The following is a 26,231-nucleotide window of genomic DNA, read 5'->3' as shown; positions in this document are numbered from 1 at the left end:
TGACTTACAACCAGGGCTTTATTTCCAGCTCTGGTTGTTTTATATTCCCGGACTGTTGCTTTATTAGACATTGTAGTCTTTGATTATTGAAGTTAAAAAAGCGAAGCGGCAAATAAGGACTTTCTTACGACAGGACGTTTCGGGAACGGGAGAGACAGATGCGAATTAAACCTGACGATAACTGGCGCTGGTATTTCTGTGACGAGCACGATCGCATGATGCTCGATCTCGCCAATGGTATGTTGTTTCGTTCGCGTTTTGCCCGCCGGATGTTAACCCCGGACGCCTTTGCCGATACCGGTTTTTGCGTCGACGATGCCGCGCTCTATTTCTCCTTTGAAGAGAAGTGCCGCGATCTGGACCTGTCGAAAGAACAACGCGCCGAACTGGTGCTCAATGCGCTGGTGGCGATCCGCTTCCTTAAACCTCAGATGCCGAAAAGCTGGCACTTTCTTGCTCACGGTGAGCGCTGGTCGCCGGTCACCGGCGATGCCGCATGCGTCAGCCTGAGCGAAAATGCCGAGCTGGTGAATTTGCTGGTGGTGGAGCCGGGCGATAACGCCGCGCTCTGTTTACTGGCGCAGCCGGCGGTGACTATTGCCGGGCGCACCATGCAGCTGGGCGACCCGATCAAAGTGATGAATGACCGACTCAAACCCCAGCCGGTCAGCTTCAGTCTCGAGCAGGCCGTTTAGGCTTCCAGCTGTACCGAGGTTTTCGGTACGCAGCTGCAGCACAGAATAGTGCCGTCACCGCCGATGGCCGATTTCTTCAACGCGCTCACTTCGCCTTCGACCAGCGTGATGCGACAGCATCCGCAGATCCCCGCACGACAGGAATAGGGCACGCGAATCCCGGCCTGTTCAAGCTGCTCCAGTAACACCTGCTGATTGTTACCGCGAATCGTCTGACCCTGCCACTGAATGGTCACCGCCGTGGCAGGCTGGATCTCCACCTCTGGAGCCTCTTCTTCCGCACCTGCGCCGTAGATCCGCCCTGGCCCGGTCGAGAGGATCTCCACCTCGTCGCCCACGCGGATCACGCCGCTGGAGCGCGGGATCAGGTTCTGGCCGAAATCAACATCGCCGTTATCCTGCGCGGTGCGGAAGGATTGCAGCGTTTTCAGCGGCTCGCCGGCGGGGTGCTTCTGCCCCTTTTCCGGGCTGACGGTGGTAAAGATGCAGCGGCTACAGGGTTTCACCACGTCAAAGATAACGTCGCCGATGCGAATCACTTTCCAGGTGTCTTCTTCCCAGGCCGTTGCGCCTGTGACCACCATATTCGGGCGGAACTGCTCCATCTGCACGCTTGCCGGGCAGCGCTTTTGCAGATCGCGCAGCGAGGCGTCGTTGGTGAGCAGGAACGGGAAACCGTCGGCAAACGACAGCGGCACCCCGGCGAAATTTTTCACGCGTCGCGTCAGTTCAGGCCCGACCCAGCGAAGCTGTACCGGGCGGGAAAAGAACTCGCTCAGCCAGCGGTTAATCGCCTCCGGGGCGATACGCGTGGTAAAGTGGTTGCCCCACACTTCGGTAGGCGCATCCGCTGACGCAAAATCGCTGAAGCGAACGATACTACTGGAACCGTCCGGCGCGGTGAGATGCAGACCATCCTGAACCGGGGCCGGAGTGAAACGAACCATTTGCGGGAACTGGCGGGCGGTAATGAACGTGCCATCCGGTTCGGTGACCATGAAAATGCGATCGTAGGCAAAACCGCTGACGTCTGCGAAGGCATGCGTGAGCCCAATACCGCGCATGGATTTGACCGGATGAATGAAAAGCCTGGATAACGTCGCCACGGCACCGTCCCCTCAAATGAAAATAAGCCCTCAACTTTATGACATAGAGCCCAGATTGGCTATAATGCGCAGCAATTTTCTTAGAGTAAAAGTGACGATATGAATTCTCTGTTTGCCAGTACGGCCCGTGGGCTGGAAGAGCTGTTAAAAACTGAACTGGAAAGTCTGGGCGCGCAAGAGTGCCAAGTGGTTCAGGGTGGTGTCCATTTTCAGGGCGACACGCGGCTTATTTACCAGAGCCTGATGTGGAGTCGCCTGGCCTCACGCATCATGTTGCCGATGAGAGAGTGTAAGGTTTACAGCGATCTCGATCTTTATCTGGGCGTGCAGACGATCGACTGGACAGAGATTTTTGCTCTGGGCGCCACTTTTGCCGTGCACTTCAGCGGCCTCAACGACGAGATCCGCAACAGCCAGTACGGCGCGCTGAAGGTCAAAGATGCCATCGTCGACAGTTTCACCCGCAAAAATCTGGAACGTCCGAACGTCGATCGTGAAAACCCGGATCTGCGCATTAACGTGCGTCTGAACAAAGAGATCGCCAGTATCGCGCTGGATCTGTGTGGCGAAGGCCTGCACCAGCGCGGCTACCGCGACCGGGCGGGTATCGCGCCGATCAAAGAGAACCTGGCGGCGGCCATTGTCATGCGTTCCGGCTGGCAGCCGGGCACGCCGCTGCTCGATCCGATGTGCGGTTCCGGTACGCTGCTGATTGAAGCGGCCATGCTGGCGACCGATCGCGCACCGGGTCTGCACCGCGGCCAGTGGGGTTTCAAGGGCTGGGCACAGCATGACGAAGCCACCTGGCAGGAAGTGAAAGCCGAAGCCCAGACCCGCGCCCGTGCCGGTCTGGCTGCCTATGAATCCCGTTTCTACGGTTCTGACAGCGATGCCCGCGTGATTGAACGCGCGCGCAGCAACGCCCGTCGCGCCGGGATTGGCGAGCTGGTCTCCTTTGAGTTGAAAGATGTCTCCCAGCTCACCAACCCGCTGCCGAAAGGTCCGTACGGGACGGTGATCAGCAACCCGCCTTACGGCGAACGTCTGGACAGCGAGCCGGCGCTGATTGCCCTGCACAGCCTGCTGGGCCGCACCATGAAGGATCTGTTTGGCGGCTGGAACCTCTCCCTGTTCAGCGCCTCGCCGGAGCTGCTGAGCTGCCTGCAGCTGCGCGCCGAGCGTCAGTTCAAGGCCAAAAACGGCCCGCTGGACTGCGTGCAGAAAAACTACCATCTGGCCGAGAAAGAAGCCGACAGCAAACCGGCCAGCATTGCGGAAGATTACGCCAACCGTCTGCGTAAAAACCTGAAGAAATTTGAAAAATGGGCGAAGCAGGAAGGGATTGAGTGCTATCGCCTGTATGACGCCGATCTGCCGGAGTACAACGTCGCGGTCGACCGCTATGGCGAGTGGGTGGTGGTGCAGGAGTACGCCCCGCCAAAAACCGTCGATCCGCAGAAAGCGCGTCAGCGGATGCTGGATATCATTGCCGCGACCATCAACGTGCTGAACATCGCCCCGAACAAGCTGATCCTGAAAACGCGTGAGCGTCAGAAGGGGAAAAACCAGTACGAGAAGATGAACAGCAAGGGCGAGTTTATCGAAGTAGGCGAATATAACGCGCGCCTGTGGGTCAACCTGACCGATTACCTCGATACCGGCCTGTTCCTTGACCACCGTATCGCCCGCCGTATGCTGGGCCAGATGAGCAAAGGCAAGGATTTCCTGAACCTCTTCTCCTACACCGGCAGCGCCAGCGTGCATGCCGGTCTGGGCGGCGCGCGCACGACCACGACCGTGGACATGTCCCGCACCTATCTGGAGTGGGCAGAGCGCAACCTGCGTCTCAACGGCCTGACCGGCCGGGCGCACCGTCTGCTGCAGGCCGACGTGCTGGGCTGGCTGCGCGAATCGGAAGAGCAGTTCGATCTGATCTTTATCGATCCGCCGACCTTCTCCAACTCCAAACGCATGGAAGAGTCTTTTGACGTTCAGCGCGACCATCTGGCGCTGATGAAGGATCTTAAACGGATGCTGCGTAAAGGCGGCACTATCATGTTCTCGAACAACAAGCGCGGTTTCCGCATGGATCATGACGGGTTAGCTGAACTGGGGCTGAAAGCACAAGAGATCAGTCAAAAAACCTTGTCCCAGGATTTTGCCCGTAACCGTCAGATCCACAACTGCTGGCTCATCACCGCCGCCTGAAAGGAAAAGTAAATGTCATTAATTAGTATGCATGGCGCGTGGCTGTCGTTCAGCGACTCACCCCTTCTCGATAACGCAGAACTGCATATCGAAGATAACGAACGTGTCTGTCTGGTAGGCCGTAATGGCGCCGGTAAATCGACCCTGATGAAGATCCTGAACCGCGAGCAGGGGCTGGATGACGGGCGTATCGTTTACGAGCAGGACCTGGTGGTGGCGCGTCTGCAGCAGGATCCGCCGCGTAACGTGCAGGGCAGCGTCTATGATTTTGTGGCCGAAGGGATCGCCGAGCAGGCGGAGTACCTGAAGGGTTACCACGAGATCTCGCACCTGGTGATGACCGACCCGAGCACCAAAAACCTCAACGAGATGGCGCGTCTGCAGGAGCTGCTGGACCACCACGGCTTGTGGCAGCTGGAAAACCGCATCAACGAAGTGCTGGCGCAGTTAGGTCTGGAAGCCGACATGCCGCTGGCCTCTCTTTCCGGTGGCTGGCTGCGTAAAGCTGCCCTGGGCCGGGCGCTGGTCAGCGGGCCAAAAGTGCTGCTGCTCGATGAACCGACGAACCACCTGGATATCGAAACCATCGACTGGCTGGAAGGGTTCCTGAAAACCTTCGGCGGCACCATTATCTTTATCTCGCATGACCGTTCGTTTATTCGCAATATGGCGACCCGCATTGTCGATCTCGACCGCGGCAAGCTGGTGACCTATCCGGGCGATTACGACACCTACCTGCTGGAAAAAGAGGAAAACCTGCGCGTAGAAGAGCTGCAAAACGCCGAGTTCGACCGCAAACTGGCCCAGGAAGAGGTGTGGATCCGTCAGGGCATCAAAGCCCGCCGTACCCGTAACGAAGGCCGCGTCCGTGCCCTGAAAGCGATGCGTCGTGAGCGTAGCGAGCGCCGTGAAGTGATGGGCAGCGCGAAGATGCAGGTCGAAGAGGCGAGCCGCTCCGGCAAAATCGTCTTTGAGATGGAAAACGTCAATTACCAGATTGACGGCAAAGTGCTGGTGCGAGATTTCTCTGCCCAGGTGCAGCGCGGGGATAAAATTGCCCTTATCGGCCCGAATGGCTGCGGTAAAACCACGCTGCTGAAGCTGATGCTGGATCAACTAAAAGCCGACAGCGGTCGCATCCACTGCGGGACCAAGCTGGAAGTGGCCTACTTCGACCAGCACCGTGCCGAACTGGATCCGGACAGAACGGTAATGGACAACCTCGCAGAAGGTAAGCAGGAAGTGATGGTGAACGGGAAACCGCGCCATGTGCTGGGCTATCTGCAGGACTTTCTGTTCCATCCAAAACGGGCCATGACCCCGGTTCGTGCCCTCTCCGGTGGGGAGCGTAACCGCCTGTTACTGGCACGTTTGTTCCTGAAACCCAGCAACCTGCTGATTCTCGATGAACCAACGAACGATCTTGATGTGGAAACGCTGGAACTTCTTGAAGAACTGATTGATAGTTATCAGGGAACGGTGATGCTGGTGAGCCACGATCGTCAGTTCGTGGACAATACCGTGACCGAATGCTGGATCTTCGAAGGTCAGGGCCGTATCGGACGCTATGTCGGCGGCTACCACGATGCCCGCGGACAGCAGGCGCAGTCGCTGGCGACAAAGCAGTCAAAAGCGAAGAGCGAAGCGGAAGTTGCTGTAACCAAAGCAGAAACGGTCAAACGCGGCAGTAACAAACTAAGCTATAACCTCCAACGCGAACTGGAAAGCTTGCCGCAGCGTCTGGAAGAGCTGGAAGCGAGTCTGGAAAGTTTGCAGGCTCAGGTGGCCGACGCGTCATTCTTTAGCCAGCCGCATGACCATACGCAAAAAGTGCTGGCCGATATGACCCAGGCTGAGCGGGCGCTGGAAGAGGCATTTGAACGCTGGGAATATCTTGAGGCTCTGAAAAACGGCGCATAAGTTAAACATGGAGCCAGTATGTGTGAACATCACCATGCCGATCGGCATATTTTATGCTCCCAGTGCGATATGCTCGTGGCGCTACCCGCGCTCGAGCATGGACACAAAGCGGCATGCCCGCGATGCGGGACAACGCTGACAACGAAGTGGGATGCGCCGCGGCAGCGTCCCACTGCTTATGCTATTGCTGCGCTGTTCATGCTGTTTCTCTCCAACCTGTTTCCCTTTATCTATATGAAAGTGGGCGGTATCACCAGCGAAGTGCATTTGCTGGAGATACCTGGCGTCATGTTCTCGGAAGATTACGCCAGCCTCGGCACCTTCTTTATGCTTTTCGTCCAGATCGTGCCGGCGTTTTGTCTGGTGGTTATCCTGCTGCTCGTGAACCGCGTGCAGATGCCCAGGGCACTGAAAATCAGGCTGGCGCGGATCCTGTTTCAGTTAAAAAGCTGGGGGATGGCGGAGATCTTCCTTGCCGGGATCCTGGTGAGCTTTGTCAAACTGATGGCCTACGGTGACGTGGGCGTTGGCAGCAGTTTTATTCCCTGGTGTCTTTATTGCGTCCTGCAGCTGCGGGCATTTCAGTGTGTGGACCGCCGCTGGGCATGGGACGATATCGCCCCAGCGCCTGCGCTGCCGCAGACATTGAAGGTCGGCGTGCCGGGGATTCACCAGAATCTACGCCTGTGCTCCTGCTGTACGGCAATCCTCCCCGCCGACCAGGAAATCTGTCCGCGTTGCGAAACGAAAGGGCACGTGCGGCGTAAAAACAGTCTTCAATGGACGATGGCGCTGCTCGTCACCTCGATCATGCTCTATCTCCCCGCCAACATCCTGCCGATTATGATCACCAATCTGCTGGGCGATGAAATGCCCTCGACCATTATGGCCGGGGTAATTCTGCTCTGGGGGGAGGGATCCTATCCGGTGGCGCTGGTGATTTTTATCGCCAGTATCATGGTGCCTACGCTCAAAATGATCGCCATTGCCTGGCTGTGCTGGGATGCCAAAGGACACGGCAAGCGTGACAGCGAGCGAATGCATTTGATTTATGAAGTGGTCGAGTTTGTCGGACGCTGGTCAATGATTGACGTGTTTGTGATTGCCGTTCTTTCTGCACTGGTGCGGATAGGCGGGCTTATGAGTATTTACCCCGCAATAGGGGCGCTGATGTTTGCATTGGTCGTGATTATGACCATGTTTGCGGCCATGACCTTCGATCCGCGTTTATCGTGGGATCGTGAGCCAGAGTCGAGCCATGAGGATGAAGAAAAGCATGGAAAATAAGAGTGGAGAGGCGAAAGTGCAGAAGGTCAAAAACTGGTCGCCGGTGTGGATTTTCCCCATCGTGACCGCGCTGATCGGTGCCTGGATCCTGTTTTATCATTACAGCCATCAGGGCCCGGTCGTGACGCTAATCACCACCAACGCCGAGGGGATTGAGGGCGGTAAAACGACCATCAAGAGCCGCAGCGTGGATGTGGGAGTGGTTGAGAGTGCAACCCTGACCGACGACCTGACGCACGTAGAAATCACAGCCCGCCTCAACGCCGGTATGGAGAAGCTGCTGCATGGCGACTCGGTGTTCTGGGTGGTGAAACCGCAGGTGGGCCGCGAAGGCATCAGCGGCCTGGGAACCCTGTTGTCCGGGGCCTATATCGAACTGCAGCCGGGGAAAAAGGGATCTCAACCGGGGCAGTATCAACTGCTGGATTCTCCGCCGCTGGCGCCGCCGGATGCGAAGGGGATCCGCGTGACCCTCGACAGTAAAAAAGCCGGCCAGCTGAGCCCGGGCGATCCGGTGCTGTTCCGCGGTTATCGTGTTGGCTCCGTTGAAACCAGCACCTTTGACACGCAAAAACGCACCATCAGCTACCAGCTGTTTATCAATGCGCCGAACGATCGTCTGGTCACCGGCAACGTCCGTTTCTGGAAAGACAGCGGTATCGCCGTGGATTTAACCTCGGCGGGGATGCGCGTCGAGATGGGCTCACTCTCCACGCTGTTCGGCGGTGGCGTTAGCTTTGACGTGCCGGAAGGGATGGATCAGGGACAGCCGGTGGCGCAAAAGACCGCGTTCAGACTGTATGACGACCAGAAGAGCATTCAGGATTCGCTCTATACCGACCATATCGATTACCTGATGTTCTTCAAGGACTCTGTGCGCGGCCTGCAGCCAGGAGCGCCGGTGGAGTTCCGCGGCATCCGTCTTGGTACCGTCGGCAAAGTGCCGTTCTTTGCGCCGGGCATGCGTCAGGTGCTGGATGACGATTACCGTATTCCGGTGCTGATCCGCATTGAGCCGGAGCGTCTGATTAATCAGGTGGGCGACACGCCTGATATCGCTCAGCATATCGAGGGGTTGATGAAGCGTGGCCTGCGCGGCTCGCTCAAAACCGGTAACCTGGTGACCGGGGCGCTGTACGTGGATATGGACTTCTTCCCGAAAGAGCCGCCGGTTAAAGAGATCCGCGAGTTTTCGGGCTATAAAATCATCCCGACCGTAAGCAGTGGTCTGGCGCAGATCCAACAGCGTCTGATGGAGACCCTGGATAAGATCAACAATCTGCCGCTCAATCCGATGATCCAACAGGCCACCAACACGCTCAGTGAGAGCCAGGCGACGATGCGCCGTCTGCAGACTACGCTGGATAACCTCAACAAGCTGACCGCCAGCCAGTCGATGCAGCAGCTGCCTCAGGACATGCAGAAAACGCTGCGCGAGCTGAACCGCAGTATGCAGGGCTTCCAGCCGGGCTCAGCGGCGTACAACAAGATGGTGGCAGATATGCAGCGCCTCGATCAGGTTCTGCGTGAACTGCAGCCGGTGCTGAAGACGCTGAACACGAAGAGCAACGCGCTGGTATTCGAAGCGAAAGACAAAAAGGACCCTGAGCCGAAGGGGGCTAAATAATGAAAAAATGGCTAACGATCGCCACAGTGGCGCTGCTGACCGCCTGCAGCTCAGCAGAGAACAAGAGCTATTACCAGCTGCCTGTGGCAGCGCAGGCGGGCGGGCAAAGCATCGCCAGCCAGGGGAACCGTCTGCTGTGGGTCGAGCAGGTGGCGGTACCGGATTACCTGGCCGGTAATGGTGTGGTTTATCAAACCAGCGATGTGCAGTATGTCATCGCCAATAACAACCTGTGGGCCAGCCCGCTGGATCAGCAGCTGCGCAACACGCTGGTTGCCAATCTCAGCAGCCAGCTGCCGGGATGGGTGGTGGCGTCGCAGCCGCTGGGTAGCGACCAGGATACGCTCAACGTCAACGTGACCAACTTCCATGGTCGCTATGATGGCAGGGTGATTGTCAGTGGTGAATGGTTGCTGAATCATCAGGGCCAGCTGATAAAGCGGCCTTTCCATCTCGAGTTAACCCAGCAAAAGGATGGTTATGATGAGATGGTGAAAGTGCTGGCACAGGGGTGGGCGCAGGAGTCCGCCAGTATTGCCAGAGAAATTTCTCGTCTGCCATAAGTAAAATTCATCGCACCAGGCCGCAGTTAGCGTCACGCTAATTGCGGCTTTTTTTCGTTTTATGCTCAGGCCGTTACTTGTGCCGCGTCACACTTTTTGTACAAATGAACTTCTGACCAGGTCACAAATATGACACTGGCGTGAATTTTGCGCATTGACGCTAAGCGGGAATCAGGGTATTCGTTATCTGTGGTTGCACGTTTTGTAATCACTGTTTTCTTTTCCACCAGATCAAATAATGAGGGAAACGAGGCATGAAGAGACAGAAACGAGATCGCCTTGAAAGGGCTCATCAACGTGGTTATCAGGCTGGCATCGCCGGACGTTCTAAAGAAATGTGTCCCTATCAGACCATCAATCAAAGGTCGCAATGGTTAGGGGGCTGGCGAGAAGCCATCGGAGACAGGGCAGTACTTGCTTGATAGCGTCTCTTTAAAAAAAGAAACCTCCGCAGTGCGGAGGTTTCGCCGTTTTATGCTTTGGTAAAAGCAAAAATCAGAATGCGGAAGTGTCCTGGAACAGACCCACTTTCAGGTCATTCGCCGTATAGATCAGACGGCCGTCAACCAGCACTTCGCCATCCGCCAGGCCCATGATCAGGCGACGGTTAACAATGCGTTTGAAGTGAATACGGTAGGTCACTTTTTTCGCGGTCGGCAGAACCTGACCGGTAAACTTCACTTCGCCAACGCCCAAAGCGCGGCCTTTGCCTTCGCCACCCAGCCAGCCGAGGTAGAAACCAACCAGCTGCCACATCGCGTCCAGACCCAGGCAGCCTGGCATCACTGGATCGCCAATAAAGTGGCAACCAAAGAACCACAGGTCCGGGTTGATATCGAGCTCTGCTTCTACGTAACCCTTATCGAAGTTGCCGCCGGTTTCCGTCATCTTAACGACACGGTCCATCATCAGCATGTTCGGGGCCGGTAACTGCGGGCCTTTAGCACCAAACAGTTCACCGCGACCAGAGGCAAGAAGATCTTCTTTTGTATAGGATTCGCGTTTATCTACCATGTTCTCAGTATGCCTTATTTTAGTGAAGGACGCAGGATAGCTAACACGTGTACGCTGAACAAGTCCGATCAGTTCGGCGTGAACCAGTTCAACCAGCGTAACGGCCAGGGATAACGATGGCGTGCTTCCTGCTGTGTTGCCTGCGCAATACGCTCCTGGATGCTGTGCATCAGCGTGTTCTGCCCTTCGGCATCCCACTCCAGGTTTGTCAGTAAGGGTAGCGCATCTGCGATATCTTCGATCGCCCAGAGGCTGAATTGTTCCTCTTCTACCGCGGTCAGCAGTTCCTGACTGAGGCTGAGGTGACGCACGTTCGGCAGGGGAATAATAACGCCCTGTTTACCGCTCAACCCGCGCTGCTGGCAAACGGTAAAGAAGCCTTCAATCTTCTCGTTCAGACCGCCGACCGGCTGCGCGCGACCAAACTGATCCACCGAACCGGTGATGGCAATGTTCTGATTCACCGGCACATCTGCCAGGGCGCTGATTAACGCGCACAGTTCTGCCATCGAGGCGCTGTCGCCATCGACTTCGCTGTAGGACTGCTCGAAGGTCAGCGAGGCGGTGAAGGGGATCTGCTGCTCAAGCTGCAGTTCCGACATCAGATAAGCCTGCATGATCATCATGCCCTTGGCGTGAATGTTCCCGCCCAGCTCGGCTTTACGTTCCACATCGATAAATTCACCGTCACCGATGTGTACAACGCAGCTGATACGGGACGGCTCGCCAAAGGCGCGCGGATGACCCGGGAACTCAATCACCGACAGGGCGTTGATCTGTCCGACGCGTTCACCTTCGGTTTCGACCAGGATCTGCTCCAGCAGGATCTCGTCCTGCATGCGATCGGCAAGGTAGCCCTCGCGCCACTCTCGCTGCACCAGCATCTGGGAGAGCTGTTCGCCGGTAATGGTGTCGTCTTCCGTCATGGCTGCGGCTTCACGCAACTGCTTGCCAAGCCAGAGAGGACAAAGCGGCAGGGTCTCCTGGTCGCCGGTGTAGCGCACCGCTTCGCGGATCAGCACCGGCCAGGCATCGGCTGCCGGGGTTGGCAACTGCGCGCGTTCGCAAACGGCATGCACCCACTGGAGCCATTGCAGCATATCTTCGGCATCCGCGATCTGCGTGCTGTCTTCAAACTCGCTGTACACCACCTGGTCCGCCAGTTCGGGTTCCATCTCCTGGAAATCGGCCAGCGCTTCGCGATCGCCAATCAGCACCACTTTCAGGGAGAGCGGCATAGAAGGCACTGCAACCGGAAGAGGGCGCGACTCATCATACGCCACCCAGTCAAACCGCTGCTGGCTGACGCTATTTTTCAGGCGCATCCACAGCAGAGGCTGTGCCAGAAGCGTGCGCAGGGAGATGAGCAGCACGCCGCCATTGGCCTGATGGACCATGCCGGGATGCAGGGTTAACTCGCCGTTAAACTGACGCAGGCAGCCGAACAGCTGTTCAGCTTCTGTCCAGCCCGCCGGGACAATGTTGCCTGTGACAGCAAAACGGCCATCGGGTACGGTCGCCGGTTCAAAGGTAACAGTATGCCCGTTAATGTTGTACTCACCCCCAAAGACCGTCCCGGTTTCTGGTTGCAGCTGCCGCATGGCATCCGCCAGAAGACTCAGATACTCCGCTTCGTCTGGCGCTTTCAACAACATGAACGGTGAGGTGGCCCACGGGCTTAACACCTGCTCCAGTGCGTAATGCAAACGGGGCTGTGTGTCACTGAGGATGTATTCGTGTTCTTTCGCGAGATCTGGCTGTGCAAACAGTTCCTGATAGCTATCGGTATCCGGAACCAGGTCACGCCATGCAAGTTTCGTAATGGTCAAAGTTGATGTTTTTTAGTCAGAAGTAAAACGATGGAGTATACCGTAAGGCGCAGGCTCTGCCCATGAGGGAATGGGCGTTTCCAGCGATGAATACGTCACCGCGTGTCACAGGATACGATTTCTTTTCAGCAGATTGCCAAAAAACTGATATTCTGAACACAGTTACACGGTCACACTGAGATCGCAATGAAATACCAACAACTGGAAAATCTCGAAAGCGGCTGGAAATGGAAGTATCTGGTCAAAAAACACCGTGAAGGGGAATTGATCACGTGCTACCTCGAAGCCAGTGCTGCAAAAGAAGCTGTAGATTTATTGCTGACCCTCGAAAATGAACCCATTCTGGTCAACGGCTGGATAGATAAACACATCAATCCGGCGCTCCTGAACCGCATGAAGCAGACCATCCGCGCGCGGCGAAAACGGCATTTCAATGCTGAGCACCAGCATACCCGGAAGAAGTCGATCGATCTGGAGTTTATGGTCTGGCAACGTCTGGCGGGGCTTGCCCAGCGCCGCGGAAAAACCTTGTCTGAGACTATCGTGCAGCTGATTGAAGATGCGGAACATAAAGAGAAGTACGCCAACCAGATGTCGACCCTGAAAACCGATCTCCAGGCGCTGCTCGCCAATAAGAAGTAGCGTTTTACTTTTCTTCAGGTAATAAAAAACCCCGCAACATGGCGGGGTTTTTTTATAAGACGATAACTTATGCCGCTGGCTGAGTTACAACGTCTTTGATGCCTTTAACTTCGATCTCTACGCGACGATCTGGTGCCAGGCAGTCGATCAGTGCAGCGCGAGGTTTCACGTTGTCACAGGTAGAACCGGTAACTGGGTTAGATTCGCCCATACCACGTGGGGAGATCTTGTTAGCCGGGATACCTTTAGAGATCAGGTAATCAACAACGGACTGAGCACGTTTCTCGGACAGACCCTGGTTGTAAGCGTCAGAACCGATACGGTCGGTGAAGCCCAGAACCACAACGGAACCGTCTTTAGGATCCAGGTTGCTCAGCTGGGTGTACAGCTGATCCAGTGCCTGCTGACCTTCTGGTTTCAGGGTTGCTTTGTTGAAGTTGAACAGAACGTCAGACTTCAGAGTGAAGTGCTTGGTCTGTACTTCTGGAGCTGGTGCTGGAGCTGGAGCAACGATTGGCGCTGCTTCTTCCTGCTGGCCGAAACGGTAGGAAACACCTACGCTCAGCATGCCGTTGTCTGGACGAACACCAACGGTGTTGCCGTCGCCGATGTTGTTAACCCACTGGTATTCCAGACGGGTAGCAACGTCACGGGTCATAGCCCACTCAACGCCACCTGCGAATACTGGAGATACGCCAGTGTCATGGTCGTCGCCAGCGATGCTGTTGCTGGAGTCTGCACGCCATACCATGCCGCCCAGACGGGTGTAGATGTCTACAGCGTCATTTACTGGGTAACCCAGTTTAGCAGTCAGCTGAACGCCCTGAGCTTTGAATGCGCCGTTAGTGTTGTCGCCTTTGTAAGGCATACGGCCCAGCCAGTCGTAACCCATTTCGAAACCAACGTACGGGTTAACCTGATAACCACCGAACGCGCCTGCGCCCAGCTGGCTTTCGTGAGTTGGACCGTCGTTGTTCAGACCGTCGTTATACCAGCCGGTGTCGTGGAACTGAGACCAGCCCAGTTTACCACCAGCGTACCAGGTATTATCTTTTGGAGCGGCCTGCGCTACGGTAGCGAAACCTGCCAGTGCCACTGCAATCGCGATAGCTGTCTTTTTCATTTTTTGCGCCTCGTTATCATCCAAAAATCGCCATGAGAATCTCAATGAGAGTCACGGTTAAATCCTTCACCGGGGGGCGGGGACAAAGAGTAAAGCTACCGATATCTTCGGTTTAGGCCGAGCACCCCTGGCGATGTAAAGTCTACAACGTACCTGAAAACTTACAAGTGTGAACTCCGTCAGGCATATGAAAAAAAAGTTTTGTATACACAATATTTAACATTTATGGCGAAGATTTGGGCGTGCTAAACTGGAGGAAGCCGCGGCAGACAAGACTTGTCGCGGCTTTTAGAAAGGGAACCAATGGCGTACAGAGCCTGCAAAATAAATTCCAGGAAAACTCTTATTTTTACTTAGTGATACAAATTCGAGTGAATTTTTAGCCCAGAAAGGTGTCCGTTGCCCAGAGCATTCATCCGAACGGGACGCATAATAAAGCCGAGTGCATTACCTTCTTCGGCCGCTTCAGCCAGACGATGTTGCTCCGTTTCGGTTAATTCTTCCGTAAACCAGCCAATCACCACGCTGTAATTCCCGGTACGCAGTGCTCTCACCATCGATTCTACAGTATGGCAGGGATCCATCTGGCTAACCTGCATCACTTTAGTCAGCGGTAAGCCTGCGGACTGCACCCATTCCCGGCTCAACTTCTGTTGCGGCGTTAGCCACAGCTGCCAGCGAGACTGTTGACCCAGCTGCTGTAACAGGGGCAGCAATAACAGCTGCGTCATCATGGGCTGGTCTTCACGGTAAAGCACTTCACTAATCAACCCGGTGGACATATACGCAGCGGAACTCCGTGCACTTTTGCCAGCGGAAGAAGAGAAAGTTGTTGAACGGTTTGCATAGCCTGAAGAGTACATAATCAATCCAGCCCTGTAGTTACTGTATGGATATACAGTAACCCCTGTGCGTCTAAAGATCAACCTCATTTTCTGAAAGCGCCTCGCAAATTTGGTTTGTTATTCAGGCGGATTGAAAAATCATCTTGCCGTTCGATCGTAAGTTACCTATTTTTTGGCTAACGGATCCGTTAACAAACAACTTTAATTTTACTCCATGATTTACAAGGGAAATATCATGAAAAAGTTATCTTACGAACGGATCTATCAATCAACAAAATATCTTTCTCCTCTCGGTGATGTTGAGCATCGTGCCCTGTTTGGTGGATACACACTGGCGGTGGATGACGCGGTCTTTGCGATGGTGTCAGACGGGGAGCTATACCTGCGCGCCTGCGAAGAGAGCGCCCAGTATTGCGTCAAAAATGCCTCCTCATACTTAACGCTGGTGAAGCGGGGGCGCGCAGTATTGTTAAATTATTATCGCGTCGATGAGGCGCTCTGGCAGGATCGGGATAAGCTCCTGCAGCTCTCCTCATTTGCGCTTGAGGCCGCGCGGCGGGAACGCCGGGAACGGTACAAGCGCGACAGGTTGAAAGATTTACCCAATCTCACCTTTCAGCTTGAGATCCTGCTGAACGAGGCGGGCATCGCCAACGAAGAGGCGTTACGCGCCCTCGGGGCCGAGCAGTGCTGGCTGAAGATCAGAGAGCTTAACAGGCACCTGAGCTACAAAGTGCTGTTCGCACTGGAAGGGGCGATCGTCGGATTGCATGAAGCTGCGCTCCCGGAGACAAGGCGCCGGGAGCTGGTGGAGTGGTACAAAAGGCTGCCGGTGGATAACAGCACTCACTCCGGCAGTTGATTAACGTGCTGCTGTAAACGACATATTTCTGGTAGCAACGCGATAAGCAGACCGATTTGCTGCAGCACCAGCGGCGCTTTGCTCTCGGCACCCGGTTCAATATGCGAAATGCGTTGCGCCAGTTCGGTCAGGGCCTGCTGAACACGAGGTTCATCCGCCGGACGTTGATGAAGCGCATCATCCACGTAGCAAACGGCGTCATCAAGCAGGGCCAGGATGGCTGGACTGGTCAGCCGCTCGCGATGCGCGCCCAGCGCCGAAATGTAGCTGGTAAAGGTATGATTCAGGCACAACAGACGGAACGCGACTTCCCGCGTTTCCGCTGTCGCCCGCGGTTCGGTGGACATATTCGAGACCACCGAAGCCAGTTCTGCATCGCGATTATAGGCGTCACGTCGGGCTATGCGATACGCCAGGCGGTTATCGCGGCCCTGGTGATACTGCTCGAGAATGGCGTCCAGATACCGGCAGTTGGCATTCATCGCCTGATCCAGTACCCGCGGCAGATTACGGAACCGCCAGTCCGGCCAGATAAAGCTCACCGCAGCCCAGGCAATGGCGCAGCCGATCAGGGTATCAATGATGCGCGGCAGTGCTACTTCAAAGCCTTCCCCAAGCAGGTTGAAACAGAGCAGCACCAGCAGGGTAATAAACATGGTGGCGTGCGCGTACTGCACATTGCGAAACGCAAAAAACAGCACCCCGGTGATCACAATTAAGATCAGCTGGCCTTCCAGTGAGGGGACGAAGTAAAGGATAGGCAGTCCGATAGCGACCCCCACCAGCGTACCGAGAATACGCAGCGCCAGCCGGTGGCGGGTGGCATTATAGTTGGGCTGGCAAACAAACAGGCTGGTCAGCAAAATCCAGTAGCCATGGTTAAGGCCGGTTATCTGTATAAAGGCGTAGCCAATACAGAGCACCACCGACATCCTCACCGCATGGCGAAACAGCGCCGATTCCGGCGAAAAGTTGCGGCTTAAGCGCAGCCACATATCGCTAAAACCGTGCAGACTATCGTCGGCTAACTGGTTTTCAACATCATTACCGGGCATTGCCAGCGCCTGCTCGGATTCGATGGTGGCGAGCTGGGCATCAATGGCGCGCAGGTTGTTCAGCAGGAAACCCAGGGCTTTCATCTGTTCGGCTGAGGTCCCGCTGGCCTGGACGCGATCGAGCGCCGCATCCAGGTGCGTGAAGGCCCGCTCAAAACGCGGATCGTGCTGATAAGGGGTGCGCAGCAGGATGGATTGCGACAGCTGATGACAGGCCTGAGACTGCATGGAGAGCAGGCGCTGGAAGCGAAACATCACGTCGCTGTAGCGAAACTTCTCGCGCAGATCGGCGTACTGGATATGCGAGGAACTGGCGCGTTCGTGAATATCCTGTGCGACAAAATAGTAATGCAGGGTGCGGCGGGTGCCGCGCTGACCACGATCGCCGCGTAAACGGGTAAGCAACGAGGCTTTGGTCTGGTTCAGCGTGGTCACCAGCTGGCCGTTAGCCAGGGCCAGATCGTACAGCGGCGCCTGACCGTCACCTTCAATGTCCGGGTCAAAGAGCCGGGACTTGAGTTCCAGATAGTGCGCCAGCTGCTCATAGCTGCGGGCCAGATTGTCCTGCAACGGGCGAATGGGGAAGATCAGGTGCCCGGAGAGAGTAAGCAGGTTATACCAGACCGCTCCCAGGAGCAGGAGCACCGGCTGTTGATACCACTGGTCGTAAAGCGATACCCCCAGCATGGTATAGATAGCAATCAGCAGCGCGCCAAAGGCGATAGTGGCATAGCGTTGGCCCAGCCCGCCCAGCAGGATAAAGACGCTGGTGGAGAGCATCAGCCCGATGGCGAAAAGCCACGGCCAGGGGAAGAGCAGCTCCACCGACGCCGAGGCGATAAAAAAGCAGATCAGCGTAATAACCAGATTGCGCAGCCGACCGGCGAGACGGTCATCCAGATCGGCCAGCGCCCCGGCGACGACGCCCAGCGTCAGCGGAATGGTCAGCTTCACGTCGCCCAGCCACCAGGGCAGGGCGGTGCTGCCACACAGGGCAATAAAGATCCTGGCGTTGTACAGCCAGGCGCTGTTGAGAGTGTAGCGGCGAATCAGCGGGCTTAGCATGTGCGCACGGGATCCTTGTTACGGAAAACGACGGCGGGCGTTGGCTTCCCGCGCGGCACGGGCAACTTCCACCGGGACGACCCGGCGTCCGACAGGCCACAAGGCAATGGCGGCAATTTTAAAATTGGCGATCCCGACCGGGATACCGATAAGCGTCAGGCACTGGGCGATCCCCGCCGCAATGTGCATCACGCACAGCCACCAGCCGAAAAAGATCAGCCACAAGATATTGAGCAGCGTTCCGCCGGTGTTCATCAGCGCGCTTTTGCTGTCAGGCTCCAGCTCGTCCACGTGAACGGCTTCGTTACCGTACGGAACCAGTGACAGTTTGGTGATCTCCCAGCAGGAGCGCGTCAGCGGCAGGGTGAAGATCAGCACCACGCTGACCAGCGTTGCCAGCAGCCAGGCGAGCGTGGTGGCAAAACCACCCAGGACAAAATTCAAAATATTCAGAACGGTACGCATAAAACCTCAATTCTTTCCATAATGTTGAAGCCCTGCTGATTGTAACGTTTTTTTGCGCTGGAGCACCTGAAAACTGGCAGTTAAACTATCAGGCAATTTCTCACGTCGTGGATCGGGCTGGACATGGAACTGAAAGCAACTTCGTTAGGCAAACGCCTGGCACAACATCCGTACGACAAAGTCGTTCTGCTCAATGCCGGGGTGAAAGTCTCTGGCGAACGCCACGAATACCTCATTCCCTTCAATCAGCTGCTGGCCATTCATTGTAAGCGCGGCCTGGTCTGGGGCGAGCTGGAGTTTGTCCTGCCCGAAGAGAAAGTGGTGCGGCTGCACGGAACGGAGTGGGCGGAAACCCAGCGTTTTCACCACCATCTGAATACGCTCTGGCAGCAATGGAGTGCTGAAATGAGCGAGGTGGCGGCGCAGGTACTGCAAAACGCGCTGAATGACATTTCCACCAGCAATGAGCAAAACAGCTGGCTGACGCGGGAAAAAACGCTGGGCCTGCAGCAAAAAATTACGCAGGCATTACAGGCGCTCCCCCTGTCGGTCTCGCGGCTGGAAGAGTTTGATAACTGCCGGGACGCCTGGCGTCAGTGCCGGGCCTGGCTGGACGATATTGACCGGAGCCGGCTGGCGCACAACCAGGCGTGGACCACCGCCATGCTCAGCCAGTATGCCGACTTTTTTGCCGATATTGAGTCATCTCCTCTCAACCCGGCCCAGGCCCGGGCAGTGGTTAACGGCGAGCAGTCGCTACTGGTGCTGGCGGGGGCCGGCAGCGGCAAAACCTCGGTGCTGGTGGCGCGGGCGGGCTGGCTGCTGACCCGCAATGAAGCGGCTTCCGAGCAAATCTTACTCCTGGCATTCGGCCGCAAGGCGGCCCAGGAGATGGATGAGCGGATCGAGGCCCGGTTGCATACCCGCGACATTACCGCCAGAACTTTCCACTCCCTGGCCCTGCACATCATCCAGCAGGGGAGCAAAAAGGTGCCGGTCGTCAGCAAGCTGGAGAACGACACCGTGGCGCGGCAACAGATTTTTATCGAGGCCTGGCAACAGCAGTGCAGCGAGAAAAAAGCGCAGGCCAAAGGGTGGCGTCAGTGGCTGGAAGAGGAGCTTGGCTGGAGCGTGCCGGAAGGCAGTTTCTGGCAAAACGAAAAGCTGGCGCGTCGGCTGGCTCCGCGGCTCGATCGCTGGGTGAGCCTGATGCGAATGCACGGCGGCGCGCAGGCCGAGATGATTGCCGGCGCGCCCGAGGCGATCCGGACCCTGTTTTCGAAGCGGGTGAAGCTGATGGCTCCGCTGTTAAAAGCGTGGAAAACCGCCCTTAAGGAAGAAAATGCCGTCGATTTTTCCGGGTTGATCCATCAGGCCATCATTATTCTCGAGAAGGGGCGCTTTATCAGCCCGTGGAAGCACATCCTGGTGGATGAGTTTCAGGATATCTCCCCCCAGCGCGCGGCGCTGCTGGCGGCGCTACGGGCGCAGAATAAGCACACCACCCTGTTTGCCGTAGGGGATGACTGGCAGGCGATCTACCGCTTTAGCGGCGCGCAGCTGTCGTTGACCACGGCGTTCCACCACTACTTTGGCGAGGGCGATCGTTGCGATCTGGATACCACCTACCGCTTTAATAACCGGATCGGTGAGATCGCCACCCGGTTTATCCAGCAGAACCCGCATCAGCTGGCAAAACCGCTGAGCAGCCTGTCGGCCGGGGACAAAAAAGCGGTCACGCTGCTGGCTGAAGATCAGCTCGATGCCCTGCTGGATAAACTGAGCGGTTACGCCAGGCCGGAGGAGCGCATTCTGGTGCTGGCGCGCTATCACCACCTTAAACCTGCCAGCCTGGAGAAAGCCGCGACCCGCTGGCCGAAATTGCAGCTCGATTTTATGACTATTCACGCCAGTAAGGGGCAGCAGGCGGATTACGTCATTGTGGTGGGGTTGCAGGAAGGGAGCGATGGCTTCCCGGCACCTGCGCGTGAATCGGTAATGGAGCAGGTTCTGCTGCCGGCGATGGAAGAGTTCCCCGATGCGGAAGAGCGGCGATTACTGTATGTGGCGATCACCCGCGCGCGTCACCGCGTCTGGCTGCTGTTTAACAAAGAGCAGCCTTCACGCTTTGTGGACATTTTGAAGGAGATAGATGTACCGGTGGCGCGAAAACCGTAGCGGTGTGTTGCCCGGCGGCGCTGCGCTTGCACGGGCCTACGGGTGTGCGGGTCGACGGTTTTGGGCTTTTCGTAGGCCGGGTAAGGCGAAGCCGCCACCCGGCAGGGCGGGCACTTACTTCAGGCGTTCAGCCAGATAGCGCTGATAATCCGGGATCAAAATCTCCACCTGGTCGTTGAACTGCGGAGAGGCAATGATAAAGTCCGCCGTTGACAGGTTGGTGGCGACGGGAATATTCCACACCGTTGCCAGACGCAGCAGCGCTTTGACGTCCGGATCGTGCGGTACGGCATTCAGGGGATCCCAGAAGAAGATCAGCACATCAATTTTTCCTTCCGAAATCTGTGCACCCACCTGCTGATCGCCGCCCATGGGGCCGCTCAGCATGGCATTAACCTCCAGCCCGGTTTCTCGATGAATCAGGTTACCGGTGGTCCCGGTGGCTGATAGGCGGTGTTTTTCCAGCAGGGATTTGTGACGCTGTACCCAGTTGAGCAGCATCTGTTTGCAGTGATCGTGTGCCACCAGCGCGATATGTTTGCGGTCCGGCAGTGTGCGGGTTGTGAGTTCCATAATCTCTATCCGTTAGTTAACTGGTTACAGATTACTGGAAGCACCTGATGCTGCAAGGGAAAGGGATAAAAAATGCGGCTCAGGACGAGGGTTGTTGCTTCGCCCATTGCAGAAAACGGCGGCGGGTCTCGGGATCGGCCTGGGCAAACCAGTATTTTAGCCGCTGCTCTGTCAGATTCTGCGACTGCGGGGGCGGCATATCCAGCTCGGAGACGCCGGATAACAGAGTGCTGTCATCGGCCATGGTGGTGGAGAACTGCGGTAGCGAGGCGCTCTGACCGGCTTTGTTATAACGCTCGGTATCGTACTCATAGTTAACGCCGGTCGGCGTATCGGTGATCGCCAGAATATCCAGCTTCACCGGGATCGGGGTCGCATCGCCATCCAGTAATTCAATATGCGGTGAATGATCAAAAAGTTGTGACTCTTTTTCTGTTTCCAGTCGGGGAAGGCTAAAATTAACCTGACTGATGCGCTGAGTGTTAAAGCTGGCGACCAGAGGAGGGGAGATATAGACCCGCTCTTCATGATTGCCGAGGCGAATGGTCTTCTCTACCCGAAACACAATCTGATGCGGGCCGTTATCCAGCTCGATGCTGTCCGCACCGCGCAGCAGGGAACTGGAGACTTTTTTTCCGTCCAGCACCAGCAGGTCGATGTCCGTAGAGAGCCGCAGCGTTGTGGCAAAAACGCAAACCGGCATGAGCAGCGCAAACAGACTCCAGGCAATGCCGGTTTTCATAAAAACCCCTCTTAAAAGACGCGCGTCATGAATAATGTATCAAAATTTTTCTTCAATCATATTTACTAACATATAGACATAAGCCGGCAATTTGCCCTCATGCAGACGTATGGGATGACAGGTTGCTCTCACTGCATGGATATTGATGTTGAACACGCCAGGAGGAAGTTCATGAAACAGAACGATATTGCTGAGATCCTTTCCACCACCCGAACTATTGCGCTGGTGGGAGCAAGTGACAAACCCGATCGCCCGAGCTATCGGGTGATGAAATATCTGCTCGATCAGGGCTATCACGTGATCCCGGTATCGCCAAAAGTGGCAGGCAAAACATTGTTAGGCCAGCAGGGGTACGGCACCCTGGCAGAGGTACCGGAAAAAATCGATATGGTGGATGTGTTCCGTAATTCTGAAGCTGCCTGGGGCGTCGCGCAGGAAGCCATTGCCGTCGGGGCGAAAACCCTGTGGTTACAGCTTGGGGTAATTAACGAACAGGCGGCAGTGCTGGCGCGTGACGCGGGCATGAACGTGGTGATGGACCGCTGCCCGGCAATTGAGATCCCTCGACTGGGGATGGCGAAGTAATAAAAAACCCGGTCAGCCTTTGGCTACCGGGTTTCTGGTTAGTTGCGCAGGCGCGGGGCCTGTAACTGTCTGCGGATCGTTTGCGCCAGTTCATCCATGGAAGGCTGTTCAGGGTGTTCATCCTGCTGCTCGCCACTGAGCTGGGCTTCGGCAAGATAGGTATGCACGGCCTGGCCTTCGTCGTCTTCCATCACCACGTGGTACCAGGGGGCGGCGCGGAGTTCTGCGTTCACCGCCAGCTCATCCGCTGACGGTTCGTCGAGGGAATATTCCGGGTCGATATCCACGACCACGCCCAGGTATCCTAACAGGGAGTGGCGGACCTGCTGGCCGATACCGAATTTGCTGGCAATCATAGTCACCTCCCGGGAAACGTTACTTACTCTATAGGTGAGGGCAACATTCCACTTTTCAAGTTACATGATGCGACAGGCAAATCCTTTCAGATACAGCCCTTCCGGATAGGTAGCGATCACCGGATGATCGGCCGCCTGACGGAACTGCTCTATAAATTGTACATCACGGCCAGCATCTACAGCGGCATCCGCGATAATTTTCTGGAACAATTCGGTGGTCATCAGGCCGGAACAGGAGAACGTCAGCAGCACGCCACCCGGATTAAGCAGCTGGATCGCGAGCATATTGATGTCTTTATACCCACGGCAGGCGCCCATCAGCTGGTTTTTGTTCTCGACGAATTTCGGCGGATCCATCACGATAACGTCAAACTTCTCACCCTGGTCGCGATATTTGCGCAGCAGCTTAAAGACATCATCGCGCACAAATTCGGCTTTGCTCAGATCCAGCTTGTTCAGCTCAACGTTCTGTTTCGCCACGTCCAGCGCTTCCTGAGACGTGTCGACGCTCACCACCTGGCTGCAGCCGCCCATCAGGGCCGAAACCGCAAAACCACCGGTATAGGAGAAGCAGTTCAGCACGCGTTTGTCGGCAACGTACTGACGGGTCGCCAGACGGCTGTCGCGCTGATCGAGGTAGTAACCGGTTTTATGGCCACCCTGAATATCCACCAGCAGTTTCATGCCGTGCTCTTCGATAGGCAGCAGGGCCGGCGGCAGTTCACCGGTGACCGGGCCCTGGGTCAGCTCCATTCCCTCTTTTTTACGCACCGCAACGTCGCTGCGATCGTAAATAGCGCACTCAGGATACTGCGCCTGCAGGGCGCTGATTAACGCCGCGCGCTGATATTCAGCACCCGCACTTAACAGCTGCAGCACCAGGAAGTTACCGAAACGGTCGATGGTCACGCCCGGCAGACCGTCGGATTCACCGGCGATCAGACGATAGCTGTCCAGCCCGTCGCGTTTTGCCAGCCAGTCGCGCCACTGCTGCGCCTGCTGCAGACGGCGAACGAAGAAAGCGATGTCGATGGTTTCATCTTTATCGAAGGTCCAGACGCGGGCGCGGATCTGAGACGCTGGCGAGTATGCGCCGCGCGCCAGCCATTTCCCCTGATGATCAACAATATCGATGGTTTCACCGAGGTTGGCTTTGCCTTCCATACGCGCAACCGCGCCGGAGAAGACCCAGGGATGGCGGCGCAACAAGGATTTCTCGCGCCCTTTGGCTAACACTAAACGTACACTCATAATTTACTATTCTGTCGATTCCAGGGAAATGGCGCGTAGAGTAGCACAGATGGTCAGGGGCAATCATCTGCGGACACTATTGAGCGTTTCGGCACAATTTAAAATCGCTCTGGCACATTACCCCTTTGCTGCGGGATTTACATTGATGTTTCCAGCTCAGCAAAAGGAAACTCGAATGAAAAAGCACATTGCAATCGCAGCAGCCACTCTGGCGGGGATGAGTTTTACGGTCTCAGCGGCATTACCTTTCAGCATCAACAGCCGGGATATTTCCGGCGAACAGCGATTAACCCAGAATCAGGTCTTCGACGGCTTTGGTTGTCATGGCGGCAACGAATCGCCGCAGCTGACATGGAAAAATCAGCCGCAGGGTACGAAAAGTTTTGCCATCACGGTGTATGACCCCGCTGCGCCTACCGGCAGCGGCTGGTGGCACTGGACGGTGGTGAACATTCCTGCACAAACGCAGGAGCTCCCTGCCGGTGCCGGCAACCAGAATAACGAGAAATTACCCGCAGGAGCTGTGCAGGGACGTAATGATTTCGGTTACTCTGGCTTTGGCGGCGCGTGCCCGCCGGAAGGAGACAAGCCTCACCCGTACCAGATAACCGTCTGGGCGCTGGATGTGGATAAACTGCCCATCGATAAAAGCGCCAGCGGCGCACTGGTCGGTTTCATGCTCAACAGCCACGCGCTGGCGAAAGCGCAATTAACCGCAACATACGCAAGATAGAGGTGGCCCGGTGCAGGATTTTCATTTTCAACATAAACATCTGACCGCGGCTGAGGTCAGTGCCAGCAAAATGCATCGCCTGCATCAGGTTAAGCTGTTTTATCCTGCCATCTGCCATATCACGCACGGCAGTAAGGTGATTATTCATGAGGATAGCCGTCTGGTTGCCACCCCCGATGAGCTGATCATTATCCCGGCGAATACGCCGATGGAGATCGTTAATCAGCCAGCGCAGGGCATTTTCCATTCTGATTTGCTGCTGTTGTCGCCGGATATTATCGCGGCGTTTAAAGCCCATTACCTGCAATCCTGGCCGCGCAGCAAAACCGACTCGCTCTGTGCGCCGCTCAGCGAAGGGCTGGCCTTTATGTGGGGCAACCTGTTGCATGCAGTCCGGCATGATTTTTCCGACGAACTGCAAAAGCATCAGGCTTTCGGGCTGCTGCTGGCGCTGCTGCATGATGGGGTGGCGGGGCCGCTGCTTATCGAACGCAACGTCAATCTCACCGAGCAGGTACGGCAGTTCATCATGATGTCTCCCGCCCGGGCATGGACCGCGCAGGATGTTGCCAGCCGTCTGGCCGTCAGCGTGCCGACCTTACGCCGACGGTTACGCGAAGAGTCGCACAGCTTTCGCCAGATCGTGGAGGAGGTGCGCATGGCGGTTGCGCTGTCTCAATTGCAGTCGACACGGCTGCCCGTCGGTGAGATCGCCATGCAGTGTGGGTACCTTTCCAGCTCGCGTTTTACGGCCCGTTTCCGCCAGCATTACGGGTGCTTACCCAAAACGTTACGCTAATCGTCCGGCCATAATTTGCTATTCTTGTGGTTCAGGGCCAGGCACGGATAAGGGGAAATATCATGGCAAAAGTCTGCACAATCGCGTGGGTTCACGGCACGGTTCAGGGGGTTGGCTTTCGTTACAGCACGCAGCGTGAAGCTACAGATCTGGGGTTGACCGGATACGCGCGCAATATGGATGACGGCAGCGTTGAGGTGGTGGCCTGCGGCGAAGCGGAACAGGTCGACAAACTGCTTGCCTGGCTTAAAGCGGGCGGGCCCCGCATCGCCCGGGTTGAAAAGGTCCTGTCAGAACCGCATCAACCCGACCGGGACTACGTCAATTTCGGTATTCGCTATTAAATGCACTTCACGGGCTTAGGCAGGCCGGCGATTTTGGTCGCCTGTTTTGCCGGGCCTTTCGGGAACAGTCGATACAGATAGCGGCTGTTGCCTTTCTCCTCGCCATACTTATTGGCCATCGCTTTCACCAGCATGCGGATGGCGGGGGAGGTGTTGAATTCCAGATAAAAGTCACGCACGAACCGCACCACTTCCCAGTGCTCCGGCGTCAGGGCGATAGACTCTTTTTCGGCAATGATAGCCGCCAGCCCTTCGCTCCACTGGCTGGTCTCTTTCAGATAGCCTTCGCTATCGGTCTCAATCTCTTTACCTTCAAAGTTCAGCATAATCATCACAGGTTTATCGAAAACTGCGGCAGTTTACC

At 56.2% G+C, this 26,231-nt stretch carries 26 protein-coding genes; 14 read left to right on the top strand and 12 right to left on the bottom strand.

Annotated features, from left to right (window positions below):
* Positions 1-158 precede the first annotated feature (158 nt).
* Positions 159-695, top strand: coding sequence for a cell division protein ZapC (zapC, locus tag LRS40_RS22400; protein ID WP_142488946.1), 537 nt, complete (start codon positions 159-161; stop codon positions 693-695).
* Here zapC and LRS40_RS22395 read toward each other — a convergent pair.
* A complete protein-coding gene (locus LRS40_RS22395) occupies positions 692-1,801 on the bottom strand; it encodes a YcbX family protein (RefSeq protein ID WP_231312726.1) in 1,110 nt (369 codons plus the stop codon). The genes zapC and LRS40_RS22395 overlap by 4 nt on opposite strands.
* A gap of 99 nt (positions 1,802-1,900) precedes the next feature.
* Between LRS40_RS22395 and rlmKL the strand changes: the two genes are divergently transcribed.
* From rlmKL to rmf, 6 genes are all read left to right on the top strand, one after another.
* Positions 1,901-4,009, top strand: coding sequence for a bifunctional 23S rRNA (guanine(2069)-N(7))-methyltransferase RlmK/23S rRNA (guanine(2445)-N(2))-methyltransferase RlmL (rlmKL, locus tag LRS40_RS22390; protein WP_231312725.1), 2,109 nt, complete (start codon positions 1,901-1,903; stop codon positions 4,007-4,009).
* Positions 4,010-4,021: 12 nt separating this feature from the next.
* Entirely contained in the window at positions 4,022-5,929 is a 1,908-nt protein-coding gene (locus LRS40_RS22385; RefSeq protein WP_231312724.1) for an ABC transporter ATP-binding protein, read from the top strand.
* An 18-nt stretch (positions 5,930-5,947) separates the two neighbouring features.
* Positions 5,948-7,216, top strand: a complete 1,269-nt coding sequence (pqiA, locus tag LRS40_RS22380; RefSeq protein WP_231312723.1) for a membrane integrity-associated transporter subunit PqiA — start codon at positions 5,948-5,950, stop codon at positions 7,214-7,216.
* The gene (gene pqiB, locus LRS40_RS22375) at positions 7,206-8,843 is read left to right on the top strand and encodes an intermembrane transport protein PqiB (RefSeq protein ID WP_231312722.1); all 1,638 of its coding nucleotides are present in this window, start codon (positions 7,206-7,208) and stop codon (positions 8,841-8,843) included. The genes pqiA and pqiB overlap by 11 nt, the downstream gene beginning before the upstream one ends.
* Positions 8,843-9,406, top strand: coding sequence for a membrane integrity-associated transporter subunit PqiC (pqiC, locus tag LRS40_RS22370; RefSeq protein WP_231312721.1), 564 nt, complete (start codon positions 8,843-8,845; stop codon positions 9,404-9,406). The genes pqiB and pqiC overlap by 1 nt, the downstream gene beginning before the upstream one ends.
* A gap of 254 nt (positions 9,407-9,660) precedes the next feature.
* Positions 9,661-9,828 carry a ribosome modulation factor gene (rmf, locus tag LRS40_RS22365; RefSeq protein ID WP_032617397.1) on the top strand — a complete coding sequence of 56 codons (168 nt, stop codon included), beginning with the start codon at positions 9,661-9,663 and terminating at the stop codon, positions 9,826-9,828.
* Positions 9,829-9,901: 73 nt separating this feature from the next.
* Here the strand turns inward: rmf and fabA are convergent, their stop codons facing one another.
* Both fabA and LRS40_RS22355 read right to left on the bottom strand, forming a co-directional pair.
* Positions 9,902-10,420 (bottom strand): bifunctional 3-hydroxydecanoyl-ACP dehydratase/trans-2-decenoyl-ACP isomerase, encoded by a 519-nt coding sequence (gene fabA, locus LRS40_RS22360; protein ID WP_000227926.1) that lies wholly within the window; start codon positions 10,418-10,420, stop codon positions 9,902-9,904.
* 68 nt (positions 10,421-10,488) lie between these two features.
* Positions 10,489-12,249, bottom strand: a complete 1,761-nt coding sequence (locus LRS40_RS22355; RefSeq protein ID WP_231312720.1) for a Lon protease family protein — start codon at positions 12,247-12,249, stop codon at positions 10,489-10,491.
* Positions 12,250-12,435: 186 nt separating this feature from the next.
* Between LRS40_RS22355 and matP the strand changes: the two genes are divergently transcribed.
* Positions 12,436-12,891 carry a macrodomain Ter protein MatP gene (gene matP, locus LRS40_RS22350; RefSeq protein ID WP_142488954.1) on the top strand — a complete coding sequence of 152 codons (456 nt, stop codon included), beginning with the start codon at positions 12,436-12,438 and terminating at the stop codon, positions 12,889-12,891.
* 67 nt (positions 12,892-12,958) lie between these two features.
* Here the strand turns inward: matP and ompA are convergent, their stop codons facing one another.
* Positions 12,959-14,014 (bottom strand): porin OmpA, encoded by a 1,056-nt coding sequence (gene ompA / locus LRS40_RS22345; protein ID WP_231312719.1) that lies wholly within the window; start codon positions 14,012-14,014, stop codon positions 12,959-12,961.
* Positions 14,015-14,367: 353 nt separating this feature from the next.
* Positions 14,368-14,877, bottom strand: coding sequence for an SOS-induced cell division inhibitor SulA (sulA, locus tag LRS40_RS22340; RefSeq protein WP_142488956.1), 510 nt, complete (start codon positions 14,875-14,877; stop codon positions 14,368-14,370).
* Positions 14,878-15,094: 217 nt separating this feature from the next.
* On the opposite strand from sulA, the gene LRS40_RS22335 reads away from it, so the two are divergent.
* Positions 15,095-15,721 carry a TfoX/Sxy family DNA transformation protein gene (locus LRS40_RS22335; RefSeq protein ID WP_142488957.1) on the top strand — a complete coding sequence of 209 codons (627 nt, stop codon included), beginning with the start codon at positions 15,095-15,097 and terminating at the stop codon, positions 15,719-15,721.
* Here LRS40_RS22335 and yccS read toward each other — a convergent pair.
* Entirely contained in the window at positions 15,706-17,841 is a 2,136-nt protein-coding gene (yccS, locus tag LRS40_RS22330; RefSeq protein WP_156263358.1) for a YccS family putative transporter, read from the bottom strand. The genes LRS40_RS22335 and yccS overlap by 16 nt on opposite strands.
* Positions 17,842-17,859: 18 nt before the next feature.
* Positions 17,860-18,306 carry a YccF domain-containing protein gene (locus LRS40_RS22325; RefSeq protein ID WP_142488959.1) on the bottom strand — a complete coding sequence of 149 codons (447 nt, stop codon included), beginning with the start codon at positions 18,304-18,306 and terminating at the stop codon, positions 17,860-17,862.
* Positions 18,307-18,429: 123 nt separating this feature from the next.
* Here LRS40_RS22325 and helD point away from each other — a divergent pair, with 123 nt between their 5' ends.
* Positions 18,430-20,484: a DNA helicase IV gene (helD, locus tag LRS40_RS22320; protein WP_231312718.1), complete on the top strand. Its 2,055-nt coding sequence runs from the start codon at positions 18,430-18,432 to the stop codon at positions 20,482-20,484.
* A gap of 114 nt (positions 20,485-20,598) precedes the next feature.
* On the opposite strand, the gene mgsA is transcribed toward helD, so the two are convergent.
* On the bottom strand, positions 20,599-21,057 hold the full coding sequence (gene mgsA, locus LRS40_RS22315) for a methylglyoxal synthase (protein WP_142488961.1): 459 nt from the start codon (positions 21,055-21,057) through the stop codon (positions 20,599-20,601).
* A 79-nt stretch (positions 21,058-21,136) separates the two neighbouring features.
* A complete protein-coding gene (locus LRS40_RS22310; protein ID WP_142488962.1) occupies positions 21,137-21,799 on the bottom strand; it encodes a DUF2057 family protein in 663 nt (220 codons plus the stop codon).
* A 171-nt stretch (positions 21,800-21,970) separates the two neighbouring features.
* Between LRS40_RS22310 and LRS40_RS22305 the strand changes: the two genes are divergently transcribed.
* Positions 21,971-22,384, top strand: coding sequence for a CoA-binding protein (locus LRS40_RS22305; protein WP_106992629.1), 414 nt, complete (start codon positions 21,971-21,973; stop codon positions 22,382-22,384).
* A 38-nt stretch (positions 22,385-22,422) separates the two neighbouring features.
* Here LRS40_RS22305 and hspQ read toward each other — a convergent pair whose 3' ends face one another.
* Together hspQ and rlmI are read right to left on the bottom strand one after the other, a co-directional pair.
* Complete coding sequence (hspQ, locus tag LRS40_RS22300) at positions 22,423-22,740, bottom strand: heat shock protein HspQ (protein WP_032617412.1); 318 nt, start codon at positions 22,738-22,740, stop codon at positions 22,423-22,425.
* 60 nt (positions 22,741-22,800) lie between these two features.
* A complete protein-coding gene (rlmI, locus tag LRS40_RS22295) occupies positions 22,801-23,991 on the bottom strand; it encodes a 23S rRNA (cytosine(1962)-C(5))-methyltransferase RlmI (RefSeq protein WP_142488963.1) in 1,191 nt (396 codons plus the stop codon).
* Between the two features lie 175 nt (positions 23,992-24,166).
* On the opposite strand from rlmI, the gene LRS40_RS22290 reads away from it, so the two are divergent.
* From LRS40_RS22290 to yccX, 3 genes are all read left to right on the top strand, one after another.
* A complete protein-coding gene (locus tag LRS40_RS22290) occupies positions 24,167-24,724 on the top strand; it encodes a kinase inhibitor (RefSeq protein WP_142488964.1) in 558 nt (185 codons plus the stop codon).
* Between the two features lie 10 nt (positions 24,725-24,734).
* A complete protein-coding gene (locus LRS40_RS22285; RefSeq protein WP_231312717.1) occupies positions 24,735-25,523 on the top strand; it encodes a helix-turn-helix transcriptional regulator in 789 nt (262 codons plus the stop codon).
* 62 nt (positions 25,524-25,585) lie between these two features.
* On the top strand, positions 25,586-25,867 hold the full coding sequence (gene yccX / locus LRS40_RS22280) for an acylphosphatase (RefSeq protein WP_142488965.1): 282 nt from the start codon (positions 25,586-25,588) through the stop codon (positions 25,865-25,867).
* Here yccX and tusE read toward each other — a convergent pair.
* Positions 25,864-26,193, bottom strand: a complete 330-nt coding sequence (tusE, locus tag LRS40_RS22275; protein WP_103823605.1) for a sulfurtransferase TusE — start codon at positions 26,191-26,193, stop codon at positions 25,864-25,866. The genes yccX and tusE overlap by 4 nt on opposite strands.
* Between the last annotated feature and the right edge of the window lie 38 nt (positions 26,194-26,231).

The organism is Leclercia sp. G3L (genome assembly GCF_021117075.1).
Classification (GTDB): domain Bacteria; phylum Pseudomonadota; class Gammaproteobacteria; order Enterobacterales; family Enterobacteriaceae; genus Enterobacter; species Enterobacter adecarboxylatus_C.
The sequence above is the reverse complement of the archived record's forward strand: the minus strand, read 5'-3'. Positions and strand labels throughout refer to the sequence as shown.